The 15,365-nt window shown below is 73.5% G+C and carries 12 protein-coding genes; 6 read left to right on the top strand and 6 right to left on the bottom strand.

Going from position 1 to position 15,365, the window contains the following annotated elements:
• Positions 1–274 precede the first annotated feature (274 nt).
• From RM425_RS15480 to RM425_RS15465, 4 genes are all read right to left on the bottom strand, one after another.
• Positions 275–1,489, bottom strand: a complete 1,215-nt coding sequence (locus tag RM425_RS15480) for an acyl-CoA dehydrogenase family protein (protein WP_311346115.1) — start codon at positions 1,487–1,489, stop codon at positions 275–277.
• Positions 1,490–1,579: 90 nt separating this feature from the next.
• Complete coding sequence (locus RM425_RS15475; protein ID WP_311346114.1) at positions 1,580–2,443, bottom strand: MaoC family dehydratase; 864 nt, start codon at positions 2,441–2,443, stop codon at positions 1,580–1,582.
• A 1-nt stretch (position 2,444) separates the two neighbouring features.
• Positions 2,445–3,812: a 3-oxoacyl-ACP reductase gene (locus tag RM425_RS15470; protein ID WP_311346113.1), complete on the bottom strand. Its 1,368-nt coding sequence runs from the start codon at positions 3,810–3,812 to the stop codon at positions 2,445–2,447.
• A gap of 83 nt (positions 3,813–3,895) precedes the next feature.
• Complete coding sequence (locus RM425_RS15465) at positions 3,896–5,191, bottom strand: acetyl-CoA C-acetyltransferase (protein WP_311346112.1); 1,296 nt, start codon at positions 5,189–5,191, stop codon at positions 3,896–3,898.
• Positions 5,192–5,316: 125 nt separating this feature from the next.
• Between RM425_RS15465 and RM425_RS15460 the strand changes: the two genes are divergently transcribed.
• Both RM425_RS15460 and RM425_RS15455 read left to right on the top strand, forming a co-directional pair.
• Entirely contained in the window at positions 5,317–5,955 is a 639-nt protein-coding gene (locus RM425_RS15460) for a TetR family transcriptional regulator (protein ID WP_311346111.1), read from the top strand.
• The gene (locus RM425_RS15455) at positions 5,952–8,027 is read left to right on the top strand and encodes an acyl-CoA dehydrogenase family protein (RefSeq protein WP_311346110.1); all 2,076 of its coding nucleotides are present in this window, start codon (positions 5,952–5,954) and stop codon (positions 8,025–8,027) included. Before RM425_RS15460 ends, RM425_RS15455 begins: the two co-directional genes overlap by 4 nt.
• 96 nt (positions 8,028–8,123) lie before the next feature.
• On the opposite strand, the gene RM425_RS15450 is transcribed toward RM425_RS15455, so the two are convergent.
• Positions 8,124–10,844, bottom strand: coding sequence for a SpoIIE family protein phosphatase (locus RM425_RS15450; protein WP_311346109.1), 2,721 nt, complete (start codon positions 10,842–10,844; stop codon positions 8,124–8,126).
• Positions 10,845–11,025: 181 nt separating this feature from the next.
• Between RM425_RS15450 and RM425_RS15445 the strand changes: the two genes are divergently transcribed.
• Together RM425_RS15445 and RM425_RS15440 are read left to right on the top strand one after the other, a co-directional pair.
• Positions 11,026–12,123: an EAL domain-containing protein gene (locus tag RM425_RS15445; protein ID WP_311346108.1), complete on the top strand. Its 1,098-nt coding sequence runs from the start codon at positions 11,026–11,028 to the stop codon at positions 12,121–12,123.
• A 95-nt stretch (positions 12,124–12,218) separates the two neighbouring features.
• Positions 12,219–12,392, top strand: a complete 174-nt coding sequence (locus RM425_RS15440; RefSeq protein ID WP_311346107.1) for a DUF1059 domain-containing protein — start codon at positions 12,219–12,221, stop codon at positions 12,390–12,392.
• 95 nt (positions 12,393–12,487) lie between these two features.
• On the opposite strand, the gene RM425_RS15435 is transcribed toward RM425_RS15440, so the two are convergent.
• Positions 12,488–13,411 (bottom strand): aldo/keto reductase, encoded by a 924-nt coding sequence (locus RM425_RS15435; protein WP_311346106.1) that lies wholly within the window; start codon positions 13,409–13,411, stop codon positions 12,488–12,490.
• 275 nt (positions 13,412–13,686) lie between these two features.
• Between RM425_RS15435 and RM425_RS15430 the strand changes: the two genes are divergently transcribed.
• Positions 13,687–13,974, top strand: coding sequence for an HU family DNA-binding protein (locus RM425_RS15430; RefSeq protein WP_311346105.1), 288 nt, complete (start codon positions 13,687–13,689; stop codon positions 13,972–13,974).
• Between the two features lie 130 nt (positions 13,975–14,104).
• Positions 14,105–15,361, top strand: coding sequence for a serine hydrolase domain-containing protein (locus RM425_RS15425; RefSeq protein WP_311346104.1), 1,257 nt, complete (start codon positions 14,105–14,107; stop codon positions 15,359–15,361).
• Positions 15,362–15,365: the final 4 nt, after the last annotated feature.

The raw sequence follows: 15,365 nt of genomic DNA, 5'->3' as shown, positions 1-15,365 counted from the left end.
ACGCAGGGAGCGGCCGAACTCGTGCCGCCACGCGCGCCCGCACCACTGGTGCGCCCCGTGACCTGATCGTGATCTGGCGACAAAAGAGCAGGTCAGCGCCGGGCGGAATCGCGGCGAGATGCGACAACATGCGGTACTGGTTGTTGTGCACAACCGTCGCTGACGCCTCACTCACCAGCGATCGGGCCCCGCAACGGACCACGCCGCGCAGCCACCGCCCGCGCCGTCTCCGGCGGGGACGGCGACTCCACGGCGTGGCCGGGGAGGCGCAGGGTCAGCGGACGTGCACGCCCGAGATCGTGCGGGCGATGACCAACCGCTGGATCTCCGAGGTGCCCTCGAAGATCGTGTAGATCTTGGCGTCGCGGGCCATCCGCTCGACCGGGTAGTCACGCGTGTAGCCGTTTCCACCGAGGATCTGCATCGCCTGCTCGGTGACCCGGACGGCGGTCTCGCCCGCGACGAGCTTGGACATCGAGCCCTCGGCAGCGGTGAACTGCTGGCCGTTACGGGCCATCCACGCAGCGCGCCACACCAGCAGCCGGGCGGCGTCGATGCTGGTCTTCATGTCGGCGAGCATGAAGGCGATCGACTGGTTCTCGATGATCGCGCGGCCGAACTGCTCACGCTGCTTGGCGTACTCCAGCGCGTAGTCGTAGGCGGCGCGGGCGACGCCGATGGCCTGGGCGCCCACCGCCGGGCGGGTGCGCTCGAAGGTCGCCATCGACGGCTGGGTACGGCCGGTCCGCGCTCCCTCGCGGGCGCGGGCGAGGCGCTCGTCGAGCTTCTCCCGGCCGCCCAGCAGGCAGTCGGCGGGGATGCGGCAGTCCTCGAGGACGACCTCGGCCGTGTGCGAGGCGCGGATGCCGTGCTTGAGGAACTTCTGCCCCTGCGTGAGGCCCGGCGTCCCCGGCGGGACGACGAAGCTGGCGTGCCCGCGGGCCTTGAGCTCGGGGTCGACGACGGCGGTGACGACGTGGATGTCGGCGATGCCGCCGTTGGTCGCCCACGTCTTGGTGCCGTTGAGCACCCACTCGTCGGTCTTCTCGTCGTAGACCGCGCGGGTGCGCATCGCGCCGACGTCGGACCCGGCGTCGGGCTCGGACGAGCAGAACGCCGCGACCTTCGGCTCGCTCTCCGTGCCGAACATGGCCGGGACCCACTGGCCGACCTGCTCCGGTGTGCCGTTCGCGCTCACCGACGCCGCGGCCAGGCTGGTGCCCACGATCGCCAGGCCGATGCCGGCGTCACCCCAGAAGAGCTCCTCCATGGCGATGGGGATGCCGAGACCGGACTCCTCGAAGGACTGCGTGGCGAAGAAGTCGATCGAGTAGAGCCCGATCTTCGCGGCCTCCTGGATGACCTCCCACGGGGTCTCCTCGCGCTCGTCGTACTCGTGCGCCGCGGGGCGCACCACGTCCTCGGCGAACTGGTGCACCCACTTCTGCAGCTCGATCTGGTCCTCGGTGAGCCCGAACGACACGGCCATCTGGCGGTACCTCTCTCTTCCGGTATGTCTGCCGGCCCCGTCCAGGACCCCGCCCCGCGAGGGATGGGGAAATGCGGGTCCGTCAGTCCTTCACAGTGCGCGGATCGTTCCGACCAGGTGCTCGGTGCCGCTGGTCGCACTCCGGACGGCGACGTCCCAGCCCCCGGCGACCTCGGCGGTGGACAGGGTGACGGTCGAGGGCAGGAACAGCGGCTTCCGGAAGGCGACGTCGACGTCCAGCGCCTCGGGCAGCCGGCCGGCCAGCCCGCCCAGCACCCGGGACTTCACCCACATGCCGTGCGCGATGGCCCGCTTGAAGCCCAGCGCCTTCGCGGTCAGACCCGACAGGTGGATCGGGTTCACGTCACCGGAGACCTTGGCATAGCGGCGTCCGGCGTCGTCGGGCACCCGCCAGGTCGCCGCCGGGCGCTCCAGCGCCCCGACGGCGACGTCGACGTCGGCCTCCGGCGCGCCCGCCGGCGCCTTCGCCCCCCGCGACAGGTAGGTCGAGCGGGAGCGCCAGACCTCCTGCCCGCCGGCCGTCGCAGTGGCGCACAGGTCGACCGTCGCGCCGCTGCGGTGCGTGGCGAAGCGCTCGGCCCACACCTCGAGGGCCAGCGCCTCGTCGGCGCGGACCGCGCGCAGCACCTCGATGCGATTGCGCACGTGCACCAGCCCGACCATCCCCAGCGGGAAGGCGCGGTCGGTCATCAGCGCCATCTGCAGCGGGAAGGTGAGCATGTGCGGGTAGGTGGCCGGCAGCACGTCGGTCAGCGGCATGCGGCAGACCCGCGCGTAGGCGGCCAGGTGGTCGCGGTCGACCGTCACGCCGTGCCGCGCCAGGTGCGTGTCCGGCAGCTCGCCGCCGCGGCCGCGCGACGTCAGCGCGGCCTTGGCGTACAGGGACGCCAGGCTCGGGGTGGCGTCCAGCACCGTCACCTCGGGATCGGCCACGTCAGGCGCCCAGGAGCGACTGGCCGCACACCCGCACGGTCTGGCCGTTGACCCCGGCGCTGGCCGGCTGCGACAGCCAGGCGATCGTCTCCGCGACGTCGACCGGCAGCCCACCCTGCTGCAGCGAGTTCAGCCGGGCCCCGACCTCGCGGGTGCCGAACGGCATCTTCGCGGTCATCTCGGTGACGATGAAGCCCGGGGCGACGGCGTTGATGGTCGCGCCGCGCTCGGCGAAGGCGGGCGCCCACGCGCGCACCATGCCGATCACACCGGCCTTGGACGCCGCGTAGTTGGTCTGCCCGCGGTTGCCGGCGATGCCCGACTGCGAGGAGACGCAGACGACGCGGGCCCCGGCGTCGAGGACGTCGCCGTCCAGCAGGGCCCGGGTGATGTCCAGCTGCGCCTGCAGGTTCACCGCCATGACCGAGTTCCAGCGGGCGGCGTCCATGTTGACCAGCAGCTTGTCGCGGGTGATCCCGGCGTTGTGCACGATGACGTCCACGCCGCCCTTCCCGTCCGCGGAGTGCCGCTCGCGCAGGTGCTCCACGAGGCGCTGGGCGGCGTCGGGAGCGGTGATGTCCAGCTGCAGCGCCGTCCCGCCGATGCGGTTGGCCACCGCGGCCAGGCTGTCGCCGGCCGCGGGGATGTCGACGGCCACGACGTGCGCGCCGTCGCGGGCCATGACGTCGGCGATCGAGGCGCCGATGCCGCGCGCCGCGCCGGTGACGACCGCGACCTTGCCGGCCAGCGGCTTCTCGGCGTCCTGACCGGCGGGCACGTCGGCAGCCGACAGCGTGACGCCCTGGCCGTCGACGTAGGCCGAGCGGCCGGAGAGGAAGAACGCCAGCGGGCCGGCGACGCCGGCCTCGGCACCCTCGGGCACGTAGATCGCGTTGGCCGTCGAGCCGTCGCGCAGCTCCTTGCCGATCGAGCGGGTCAGCCCGTCGACGGCCTGCCGGGCGGCGGCCTGCGCCGGGGAGTCGGCGTCCGCCGGCGGGTCGGTCAGGATCACCACGCGGCCGTTGGCGCGCAGCCGCTTGACCGCCGGGGCGAGGAAGTCGTGCACCGCGGCGAGATCGGCCGGGCCCGTCACGCCGGTGGCGTCGAGGACCACCGCGCCGAGCCTCTCGCCGCTCGCGTCGCCGTCGGCGACGACGGGCGACAGCACCGTCACGCCGGCGTCGCGGAGGACGCCCGTGACGGTGTCGCGCAGCCGGCCCTGCCCGGCCGAGCCGACGACCGCCGGGCCCTCGAGCAGTGGGTCGCCGGGCTCGTAGCGGCGGAGCACGCCGGGCCGGGGCAGGCCGAGCTGCTTGGTGAGGGTGGTGCCGACGCCGGAGTTCGCGAAGGTGGTGTACCAGTCAGCCACGAGGGGTCCTTCCGATGGAGATCCTGCTCCTCCGCGGTGGAGCAGACGGCTCCACCGCGGAAGAGCAGGGACGAGGGGTGGGTTCAGGACTCGAGGATGGCGACGACGCCCTGGCCGCCGGCGGCGCAGATCGAGATCAGGCCGCGCTTGCCCGGGCCCGCCTCGTGCAGCGTCTTGGCGAGCTGGGCGACGATCCGGCCGCCGGTCGCGGCGAACGGGTGCCCGGCGGCCAGCGACGAGCCGTGGACGTTCAGCTTCGAGCGGTCGATCGAGCCCAGCGGGGCGTCCAGGCCGAGCTTGCCCTTGCAGAACTCCGGGTCCTCCCAGGCCTTCATCGTCGACAGCACCGTGGACGCGAACGCCTCGTGGATCTCGTAGAAGTCGAAGTCCTGCAGCGACAGGCCGTTGCGGGCCAGCATCACCGGCATCGCGTAGACCGGGGCCATCAGCAGCCCCTCGCCACCGTGCACGTAGTCGACGGCGGCGGTCTGCGCGTCGACCAGGTGCGCGAGCACCGGCAGACCCTTGGCCTCGGCCCACTCGTCGGAGGCGAGCAGCACCGCGGAGGCGCCGTCGGTCAGCGGGGTCGAGTTGCCCGCCGTCATCGTGGCGCCCTCACCCTTGCCGAAGACCGGCTTGAGCTTCGCCAGCTTCTCGACGCTGGAGTCGGGGCGCAGGTTGTTGTCCCGGGTCAGGCCCAGGAACGGCGTCACCAGGTCGTCGAAGAAGCCGCGGTCGTAGGCGGCGGCCATGTTGTGGTGCGAGCGGACGGCGAGCTCGTCCTGCTCCTCGCGGCCGATCGCCCACTCCCCGGCGGTGATCGCGGCGTGGTCGCCCATCGCCAGGCCGGTGCGCGGCTCGGCGTTGCGCGGCATGTCCGGCACGAGCTGGCCGGGGCGGATCCTCGCCAGCGCCTTGAGCCGCTGCTGGAGCGTCTTCGCGTTGTTCAGCGAGATGAGCACGCGGCGCAGGTCGTCGCCCACGGCCAGCGGGGCGTCGGAAGTGGTGTCGACGCCGCCGGCGATGCCGGCCTCGATCTGCCCGAGGGCGATCTTGTTGGCCACGAGGATCGCGGCCTCGAGCCCGGTGCCGCACGCCTGTTGGACGTCGTAGGCCGGCGTCGTCGCCGACAGCGTCGAGCCGAGCACCGACTCGCGGGTCAGGTTGAAGTCACGCGCGTGCTTGAGGACGGCGCCGGCGACGACCTCGCCCACCTGCTCCCCCTGCAGCCCGAACCGGGCGACCAGCCCGTCCAGGGTCGCGGTGAACATGTCCTGGTTGGACGCCTGCGCGTACGCGGAGTTGGATCGGGCGAACGGGATGCGGTTCCCGCCGACGATCGCCGCCTTGCGGGTCGCCGGCTTCGCGGTGTCAGCCATGGGGACCTCCGGGGTCGGGTGAGTGGCCGGTACTGAGAGTACGCGGTACCGTCGAACACATGAAAGCCGAGGCGGTGAGACGCTCCTCGCAGTCCCGTGGAGCCACCCCGCGGGACCCCGGAAATGTGACGCAGGCGCGCGACCGGCGCGACTCGAGGTGGGACGAGCACCGCCGCGCGCGCCGGGAAGAACTCGTCCAGGCGACGCTCACCGCCGTCGCCCGGCACGGCGCCGGCGTCGGCATGGACGAGATCGCCGCCGCCGCCGGCACCAGCAAGACCGTCGTCTACCGGCACTTCGCCGACCGCTCGCAGCTCTACGTCGCGGTCTGCACCGAGGTCGCCGAGCGGCTGCTCGCCGAGCTACGGACGGCGATGCGCAGCAGCTCCGACCCGCGCGGGATGACCGCCGCCGCCATCGGGACCTACCTCGCCTTCCTGGAGGCCGAGCCGGAGGTCTACCGCTTCGTCGTCTCCCAGCACCCGGCCGAGGACGCCGACCCCATCGCCAACCTGGCCGACCTCGTCGGCGACCAGGCCGCGGCCCTCATGGCGCTCGCCCTCGAGCAGGCCGGGCGCGACCCCGGACCCGCCGACGCCTGGGGCCACGGCCTGGTGGGGATGGTCCGCTCGGCGGCCGACTGGTGGCTCCGCGCCGGGCGCCCGATGCTCCGCACACAACTGGCCGCACACCTGACCGATCTCGCCTGGGCCGGACTCTCCGGCGTCGTGGCACCCGCACCGCACCGCTTGGAGGAGACGTGAGCAGCACCCCGAACGCCTCGGTCGACCCGATGGTCCTGCGCGAGGTCCTGGACGGCCGCTGGGCACACGTGCGCCGCGACGCCCGGGAGCACCTCCACGACCCCGACTTCCTGCCCGTCTACGGCGAGTCGATGGACGAGGCCCGCGAGCGGGTGACCCGCGCGGCGAAGAAGCTGGCCGACTCCGGACGCGTCGTCCTGGGCTTCCCGAAGGAGTACGGCGGCCAGGACGACTCCGGCGGCTCGGTCACCTCGATCGAGATGGTCGCGTTCAAGGATCTCTCGATCATGGTGAAGACCGGCGTCCAGTGGGGCCTGTTCGGCGGCGCGCTGCAGCTGCTGGGTACCCGCCGTCACCACGAGACGTACCTGCGCGACGTCATGAGCTTCGAGCTGCCCGGCTGCTTCGCCATGACCGAGACCGGCCACGGCTCCGACGTCCAGCAGCTGCGCACCACGTGCACCTACGACCCGCAGACGCAGACGTTCGACCTGCACACCCCGCACGAGGCCGCGCGCAAGGACTACATCGGCAACGCGGCGAAGGACGGCCGGATGGCGGTCGTCTTCGCCCAGCTGATCACCCAGGGGAAGAACCACGGCGTGCACGCCTGGCTGGTGCCGATCCGCGACGAGGACGGCACGCCCTGCCCCGGCGTCACCATCGGGGACGACGGCCCGAAGGCCGGTCTCGCGGGCGTGGACAACGGCCGGCTGAGCTTCGACCACGTGACCGTGCCGCGCGACATGCTGCTGGACCGCTACGGGCAGGTCGCCGAGGACGGCACCTACACCAGCTCCATCGAGAACGAGACCCGGCGCTTCTTCACCATGCTCGGCACGCTGGTGCGCGGCCGGGTCAGCGTCGGCGGCTCCGCCGGCTCGGCGACCAAGCTGGCCCTCGACATCGCCGTCCGCTACGGCGACGTGCGCCGCCAGTTCGCCGCTCCCGGCGAGGACCGCGAGATCGTCATCAACGACTACCTCGTGCACCAGCGCAAGCTCCTGCCGGCGCTGGCCACGACCTACGCGCTGCACTTCGCGCAGGGCGAGCTCGTCTCGACGATGCACGACGTCCAGACCGCGGTGCACGTGCACGGCCAGGAGATCGACGAGCAGGCCCAGCGCGAGCTGGAGTCCCGCGCCGCCGGGCTCAAGGTGGCCCAGACCGCGCACGCCACCGCCACGATCCAGATGTGCCGCGAGGCCTGCGGGGGTGCGGGCTACCTGCAGGAGAACCGGCTCCCGCACCTCAAGGCCGACACCGACGTCTTCACCACCTTCGAGGGCGACAACACCGTCCTGCTGCAGCTCGTGGCCAAGGGTCTGCTCACCGGCTACCGGGACAACTTCGGCTCGCTGGAGGGCTGGGGGAAGGTCGGCTTCGTCGCCGACATGGTCCGCGAGACGGTGCTGGAGCGGACGGCGGCCCGCGCGCTGATCGCCCGCCTCGTGGACGCCGTCCCCGGCGTGGATGACGTCCCGATGCTCGAGCGCGGCTGGCAGCTGAAGATGCTGGAGTTCCGCGAGAAGCACTCGCTGGAGGGCGCGATCCGGCGGCTCCGCAAGAACTCGACGATGGAGTCACACCCCACCCACCCGATGACCCCGTTCGACATGTTCAACGACGTCCAGGACCACGTGCTGAGGTCGGCCCAGACGCACATCGACCGGGTGGTGCTCGAGGCCTTCGTCGAGGGCGTGGACCGTACGACGGACCCCGCCGCGAGGCAGCTCCTGGACAGCGTCTGCGACCTCTACGCGCTCTCGACCATCGAGGCCGACAAGGCGTGGTTCCTCGAGCACGGCCAGCTCACCCCGGCCCGGGCCAAGACGCTCACGGCCACGGTGAACCAGTTGCTCAAGGAGCTGCGCCCGCACCTGATCACGCTGGTCGACGGCTTCGCCATCCCGGACGGGTGGAAGGCCGCGGCGATCCTGGTCGAGGAGCCCGAGCGCCAGGAGGCCATGGCCGCGCGGGACGCCGAGCTGCGCGCGCAGAACGCCGAGGGCGGGAGGGAGGGAGGGCCGGGAGCGACCGCGACCGACCTCGACGTCCCGCCCGGCCAGTAGGCAGGCGCCACCTTGAGTTGATCATCGTCATCTGGCTGCCCCCACCGGCGTGTCGGGCAGCCACGTGACGATGATCAACAGCGGGCCCGGGTCGGGTCAGCCGAGGCGGGCGGCGAGCACGGCGACGTCGTCCTCGGCGTCGGGCAGGATCATCCGCCGCAGCACCCGGTCGCACACCTCGTCCAGCGGCAGACCCGCGCACTCGCGCAGCACCGCCAGCAGCTCCTCGGTGCCCGCGTCGATGTCGCGGTCGCGCCGCTCGACCAGCCCGTCGGTGTACAGCAGGACCGTGGCCCCCGGGTCGAGTGCGACGGCCCGGTCCTCGCGGACGAAGCCGGGCTGGACACCGAGCAGCAGGTCGGCCTCCGCGACGTCGAGCAGGCGCACCTCGCCGTCGGCGTCGAGCAGGACGGGCGCGGGATGCCCGGCGCTGGACCAGCGCAGCCGCATGCCGCCGGCCTCCTGCGGCTCCAGGTGGGCCACCAGCGCCGTCGCCATCGTCTCCAGCGACAGGCCGGCGAGCGCGCGGTCCAGCTCGGTCAGCACCCCGGCCGGCGAGCCACCGCTGGAGTAGCTGATGCCGCGCAGCAGGCCGCGGACCTGGCCCATCGCCGCGGCGGCGCGGGTGTCGTGCCCGACGACGTCGCCGATCGCGAGCACGGTCGTGCCGGAGGGCTGCTGGAAGGCGTCGTACCAGTCGCCGCCGATCTCGGCGCCCTCCGCCGCCGGCACGTACCGCACCACGATCTCGCAGTCCGGGATGCGGGGCGGCTCGGTGAGCATGCTGCGCTGCAGCGCATCGGCGAGCGCGCGCTGCTGGCCGTAGAGGCGCGCGTGGTGCAGCGCCATCCCGGCACGCCGGCCGATCTCCACCGCGGTCTCGACGTCGGCCGGTGAGTGCGGGCCCCGCTCGGCACCGTTAAGCAGGCAGAGGATGCCGACCGTCTGGCCCCGGATGCTCAGCGGCACGGCCGCGACCGAGGACGGCGCGAGCGACACGAGCATCTCCTTCGCCTGCGGGTCGCTGACGACCGAGGCGATCCGCTCGGGGGAGAGGTCCCGGACGACGAGCGGCTGACCCGTGCGGAACACGCGCCGCGGCGCCCCCTCCGGCGTCACCGTGCGCACCATCCGCTGCACGTAGTCGGCGACGAATGCCTCGCGACCGGGGTCACGGTGCGCGCTGGCAGTCTCCTGCAGCCGGCCGTGGTCGTCGGTGCTCACGATCCAGCACCAGTCGGCGAGCCGCGGGACGACCAGCGAGGCGAGCCGCTGGAGTTGCTCGCCGATGTCCAGCGTGCCCGACAGGACGCTGCCGGCCTCGGCCAGCAGCTCGAGCCGCTGGTTGGCCTCCGTCATGGCGGTCACGGCGCTGTCCCGGGCGGCGTCGGCCCGTAGTCGGGAGACGCTCAGCGCGATCTGCGCGGTGAGCCCCTCGAGGAGGCGCAGCTCGTCGGTGTCGAACGGGTGGTCGGTGGTCCAGTAGGTGACGAAGCTGCCCAGCACCCGCCCCTCGACCAGGAGCGGGAGCGCCGCCAGGGCGCGCAGCCCCAGCAGGTCGATGACCCGGGCCATGGCCGGGAAGCGGGCGACGGCCTCGTCCGGATCCGCCAGCACGACCGACTCCCCCGTGCGCGCCGTGTACTGCGTGGGCAGCGCGTCGTCGAAGGCGATGAGCACGCCGTCCTCGGGGAGCGCGGCCTCGCCCTCGCGGAAGACGTCCAGGACCCGGCGCCCCAGGAACAACCGGGCCGCGTCCGCACCGGGCTCGCGGACGGCGACGCCGCCGGACACCGCCCCCAGCACCTCCGCGCCGCGCAGGGTGATGTCGGCGAGCTCGCCGATACCGGTCGCGTTGGCCACCTCCGCCGCCACGGCGGCGATCGCGGCCGCCCGCTGCACCGCCACGAGCCGCGACTCCGCCTGGTCCCGCGCGTCGGTCACGTCCAGGACGGTGCCGAGGATTCGTTCGGGTGCGCCGCCGGCGTCGGAGAGCACCCGGCCCCGGCACACGATCCAGCGCACGCCGCCGTCGCGCCGCAGGACGCGCAGCTCCACCGTGTACTGCGCGCGGGCTTCGATGGCCTCCTGCATGACCTGCTCGGCCGACTCCCTGTCGTCGGGGTGCACGTACTGGGACATGAGCACGTCCATGGGCAGACGGAGCGCGCCCTGGTGGCCGAAGATGGCGGCGCTGCGCTCGTCCCAGTCCATCTCGCCGCGCCGCAGGTCCACCTCCCAGATGCCGACGGAGCTCGCCTCCAGGGCGATCCCGAGGCGCCGCGTGGACGACGTGACGGCGGCGTTGGCGGCCGCCAGTTCCAGCTCGGCCACCACCGAGCTCGCCAGCTGCCGCAGCAGCTCCGCCTGGTCGACCGTCCACGGGCGCGGCTCGGCGTCGTACAGCGCGAGCACCCCGACCACGTGCCCGGCCGCCGTCGTCAGCGGCGACCCGAGGTAGGCACCCACCTGTCCCGACGTGACCGCCGGAAGGCCGGCGACGCGGTCGTCCGCCCGCGCATCGGGGACGGCGAGCGGGCTGCCGCCGGCCACGACCATCACCGACAGGGGGCCGGTGAGCAGCGCCGGACCGCCGACCACGCCCGCCGGCAGACCGTGCCCGCCCACGACGACGTCCTGGTCGGTGAACAGGGTGACCTTCGCGTGGCCGGCCCCCACCAGCCGCGCGGCCAGGCCGGACAGCCGGTCGTAGGAGGCGGGCCCCGGGACCTCCGCCAGCAGCCGGCGGGCGGCGGCGATGCGCACCGGGTCGGTCAGGGCGTCCTCGACCGCGGCGGTCACCTGCGAGCCGGGCACCCGCGCTCCCCCCTGGCCGTGGCCGGCGGCACCGGAACGGGCGCGCCGGAATCATGCTTGCACGCCGGGGGCACACCGTCCGGACGACCGGCCCACGCCACGACCCGGGGCGCGGACCCCCCGACGGGTGACGCAGCACGCACCCGGTCAAGGACCGGCCCCGTCCGTCCGATGACAGGGCATGCTCGGCACACGCACGGCCCGCCTGCCGGACTGCCGTCCGCTGCTGGCCGACCCCGACGACCTGACGCTGGCCTTCCAGCCGATCGTCGCCCTCGAGTCCGGCACGGTGGCCGGCTACGAGGCGCTGGCCCGCTTCCCGGGCGCGGCCGGGCCCGGCGTCTGGTTCGCCGCCGCGGCCGAGGCGGGGATCGCCGCCGAGCTTGAGGCGCTGGCCATCCACAAGGCGCTCGCCGCCGTCCCGGAGCTGCCCGCCGACACCTTCCTCACCGTCAACGTCAGCCCCCACCTGCTCGGCACCGCGCCCGTCCGGGACGCGCTGGCCACCCGCCCCGACCTGCACCGCGTCGTCGTCGAGCTGACCGAGCACACCCCCGTGGACGACCTGGGCGCCCTGCGGGGCCAGACCGACGCACTGCGGGCCCGTGGCGCGCTCATCGCCCTCGACGACGCCGGCAGCGGCTACTCGGGCCTGCAGCAGATGGCCGCCCTGCGCCCGCAGCTGGTCAAGCTCGACCGCGCGCTGGTGGCCGACGCCGACGCCGACCCCGTCCGCATGGCCCTGGCCGAGATGGTCGGCGAGTTCGCCGGCCGCATCGACGCGTGGCTACTCGCGGAAGGCGTCGAGACCCCGGCCGAGCTCGCCGCCTTCGCCCAGCTCGGCGTCCCGCTGGCCCAGGGCTGGCTGCTGGGCCGCCCCGGCCCCACCTTCGCCCCGCTGGCACCGGAGGTGACGCAACTGGTGCGTGCCCAGGTGGCCCGCGCCCGGCTGACCGAGAGCGTGGCCAGCCTGCTGCGCCCGGTGCGCCAGTACGCCCACGACGAGGCCGTTCCGGGCATGCCACCCGCGGTGCTGGTCGGTCAGCACGGCGAGCCGGCCCGGCTGCTGCTCAGCGATCCGCGGACGGCGGAGGTCTACACCGCACCGGTGTCGCTGCGGGTGCACCCGTCGACCGACGTCCAGCAGGCCCTCGAGCGCGCCCTGACCCGCGCGCCCGCCCACCGGTGGGAGCCGGTGGTGTGCACCGACCCGACCGGCCACGTCCTCGGGATCCTCCGCGTCGAGGACCTGATCAACGCGGCCCGGAAGAGCCGCTGAAGAAGGACCCCCCTGCCCCCCACCACTCGCACGCTCGCGGCGGGGCCCTGCAGGGAAGCCGCACAACCCACCCACCCCGAGAAGGAGCAACTCCCATGAAGCGCTTCGCCTGCGGCGACGTCATCCCCGGCTGCAACGCCACCTTCACCGCCGCCGACGAGGAGGGCATCTTCGCCCAGTGCATGCCGCACGGCGCCGCCGAGCACGGCATGACCGAGGTGACCCCGGAGCTGCGGGCGACGGTGCGCAGCCTCATCACCACCGTCTGAAGAAGGACCCCGTCCCCCGCAGCCCTCGTACGCTCGGGCCGAGCCTCGGGACAGGGCCTTCGGGGCTCCGGCGTCCGGCCCCGGGCGTCGGCGCCTTAGGGGGCGCTGGCCGCGTCCAGCCGCTCGTGCTGCTCCGCGGTGAGCACGAGGTCGCGCATCGGCAGCAGGTCGGCCAGCTGCTCGACCGTCCGGCCCGACGCGATGGGTGCCACCACGGTGGGCTGGTCGGCGAGCCAGCGCAGCGCCACCGCCGGCACGGGCGCGCCGTGCTCGCGGGCGACGTCGCCCAGCGCGGTGAGCACCCGGTCGCCGCGCTCCCCCACGTACGCCGCCGCACCCTTCGCGCGCGGTGAGTCGATCTGCTCGCCCGCCCGGTACTTGCCGGTGAGGAACCCCTTGGCCAGCCCGAAGTAGGGCAGCGTGCCCATCCCCTGCGCCTGCACCACGTCGCGCAGCCCGCCCTCGAAGGCGCTGCGCTCCATCAGGTTGTAGTGCGTCTGCAGCGCCGCGTACCCGCCGATGCCCAGCCGCTGGGCCGTCTCGCGGGCCTCGGTCAGCCGCGCCGCCGAGTAGTTCGACGCCGCGACGTGGCGCGCCTTCCCGGCCTGCACGAGCGCGTCGAACGCCGTGAGCGTCTCCTCCAGCGGCGTCGTCGCGTCGTCGTAGTGGGCGTAGTACAGGTCGATGCGATCGGTCTGCAGCAGCCGCAGGGACCGCTCGGCCGCCGCCTGGATCTCCCCCGCCGCCAGCGGGTGCTCCTTCGTGCCCGGCGACGCCTTCGTGGCCACCACCACCCGGTCGCGCACGCCCCGGGTCGCCATCCAGTCGCCGAGGATCTGCTCCGAGGCGCCGTTGCCGTACATCTCCGCGGTGTCGATGAACGCCGGCTGCGGGCTCACGGCGTCGAGGAACCGGTCGAGGACGGCGAAGGACGTCGGTGCGTCGGCGGTCCAGCCGAACACGTTGCCGCCCAGGCAGAGATCGCTCACGGTCAGGTCGGTCCCGGGGAGCTGTGGCATGGGCCCCACGCTAGGGGTGCCGGACGTCACCTGCGCGCGGCCGGGGCTGTGGCAGGTGTGACCTGGGAGCCATCCGACGGCCGGAAAACGCCGCCCACTGGCGGATTGTCGGGCCGACATGGCACCGTGCCCCCGGTCCGGCTCTCGTCTGCCGGACACGGACTCCCGCGCCTCCGTGGCGCGGATCCGGTCCGCCCCCGGCGCAGATCGCGCCCGGGGCGCCGGCCGGGGTGCCGAATCCGGGCACCCCGCCGTCCCTCACGAAAGGAAGCTCGATGAACAAGGCTGAACTGGTCTCCGCCATCGCCAAGCGCGCCGACGTGCCGGCCTCGACCGTGGACGCCGTCCTCGCCGGTCTCCAGGAGGAGCTCGTCGACGCCATCACCCGCGGCGACAAGGTCGCCGTCTCCGGCCTGCTGACCGTCGAGCGCACGCAGCGCTCCGCTCGCACGGGCCGCAACCCGCAGACCGGCGAGACGATCGAGATCGCGGCCGCGAACACCGTCAAGGTGACCGCCGGCTCGAACCTCAAGAAGGCCGCGAGCGCCGTTCCGGTCAGCTGACCGACGCGCTCTGACGTCGCCGTCGGGCGTCGCGCCGCACCCGTGTGGTCCGGGCCACAGTGCCATGGGTCAGGATGCGGGTGCAGGCGCCGCCCGACGGTGGACGGCGCACAGGGCAGCGGAGGTCCACGTGGGCAGTGATCTGACCGTCAGCACCGATCCGGCGGAGGTCGGCTTCGACGCCGGCCGGCTGGAGCGGCTCGACCGGCGGCTGTCCCGCTGGGTGGACGACGGGCAGCTCCCCGGCTTCCTGGTCACCGTCGCCCGGCACGGGAAGCTGGTGCACGTCGGCCGCGGCGGCCTGCGCGACATGGACGCCGGCCTCCCCGTCGAGGACGACACCCGCTGGCGCGTCTTCTCGATGACCAAGCCCGTCACCTCGGTCGCGGCGATGATGCTGTACGAGGAGGGCGCCTTCGAGCTCACCGACCCGATCACCAAGTGGCTGCCCGAGTTCGCCGAGACCCGGGTCTACGTCGCGGGCTCGGCCCAGAAGCCGGTGACCGTCCCGCAGATCGAGCCGATCCGCGTCTGGCACCTGCTGACGCACACCTCCGGGCTGACCTACGGCTTCCACCACGCCCACCCCGTCGACGCCATCTACCGCGCCCTCGGCTACGAGTGGGGCAGCCCGCGCGACGCCGACCTGGCCGAGGCGTGCCGGCACTGGGCCTCGGCCCCGCTGGTCTTCCAGCCCGGCTCGGAGTGGAACTACGGCGTCTCCACCGACGTCCTGGGGCGGCTGGTGGAGGTCGTCTCCGGGCAGACGCTGGACGAGTTCTTCGAGCAGCGGATCTTCGCGCCGCTGGGCATGCGGGACACCTCGTTCGGGCTGCGCCCCGAGGACGACCCGGAGTCGCTGGCCCGCCTGTACCTCGCCACGCCGGGCAAGCCCGGCGGCCCGTCGTCCGGCATGGTCTTCGGCGAGGCCATGGACCGCGGCGCGCACAAGAAGCCGGTGTACCTCTCCGGCGGCGGCGGGCTGGTCTCCACCGCCGGTGACTACCTGCGCTTCGTCGAGATGCTCCGCCGCGGCGGCTCCTACGACGGCGGCCGGCTGCTCAGCCCGCGCACCATCCGGCAGATGCGGACCAACCACCTGCCCGGCAACGTCGACCTGGTGACCTACGGCCGGCCGCTGTTCGCCGAGACGCCGATGCGTGGGGTCGGCTTCGGGCTGGGCTTCTCGATGGTGCTGGACCCGGCGGCCTACGGCGTGCTGTCCAGCCCCGGCGACTACAGCTGGGGCGGCGCGGCGTCCACGGCGTTCTACGTGGACCCGGTGGAGGACGTGACGGTGCAGTTCTTCACGCAGCTGCTGCCCTCGAGCACGCTGCCGATCCGCAACTACCTGCGCCAGCTGGTCAACCAGGCCCTCGTCGACTGATCCC

This window comes from Blastococcus goldschmidtiae (genome assembly GCF_031845325.1).
In the GTDB taxonomy this organism is placed as follows: Bacteria; Actinomycetota; Actinomycetes; order Mycobacteriales; family Geodermatophilaceae; genus Blastococcus; species Blastococcus goldschmidtiae.
This window is presented reverse-complemented; position numbering and strand designations above follow the sequence as displayed.

Coding starts and splice junctions, on each gene's coding strand:
- RM425_RS15480 (WP_311346115.1), bottom strand. CDS start 1,489: ATGGCCGTGTCGTTCGGGCTCACCGAGGACCAGATCGAGCTGCAGAAG.
- RM425_RS15465 (WP_311346112.1), bottom strand. CDS start 5,191: ATGGCTGACACCGCGAAGCCGGCGACCCGCAAGGCGGCGATCGTCGGC.
- RM425_RS15445 (WP_311346108.1), top strand. CDS start 11,026: ATGCTCGGCACACGCACGGCCCGCCTGCCGGACTGCCGTCCGCTGCTG.
- RM425_RS15440 (WP_311346107.1), top strand. CDS start 12,219: ATGAAGCGCTTCGCCTGCGGCGACGTCATCCCCGGCTGCAACGCCACC.
- RM425_RS15435 (WP_311346106.1), bottom strand. CDS start 13,411: ATGCCACAGCTCCCCGGGACCGACCTGACCGTGAGCGATCTCTGCCTG.
- RM425_RS15430 (WP_311346105.1), top strand. CDS start 13,687: ATGAACAAGGCTGAACTGGTCTCCGCCATCGCCAAGCGCGCCGACGTG.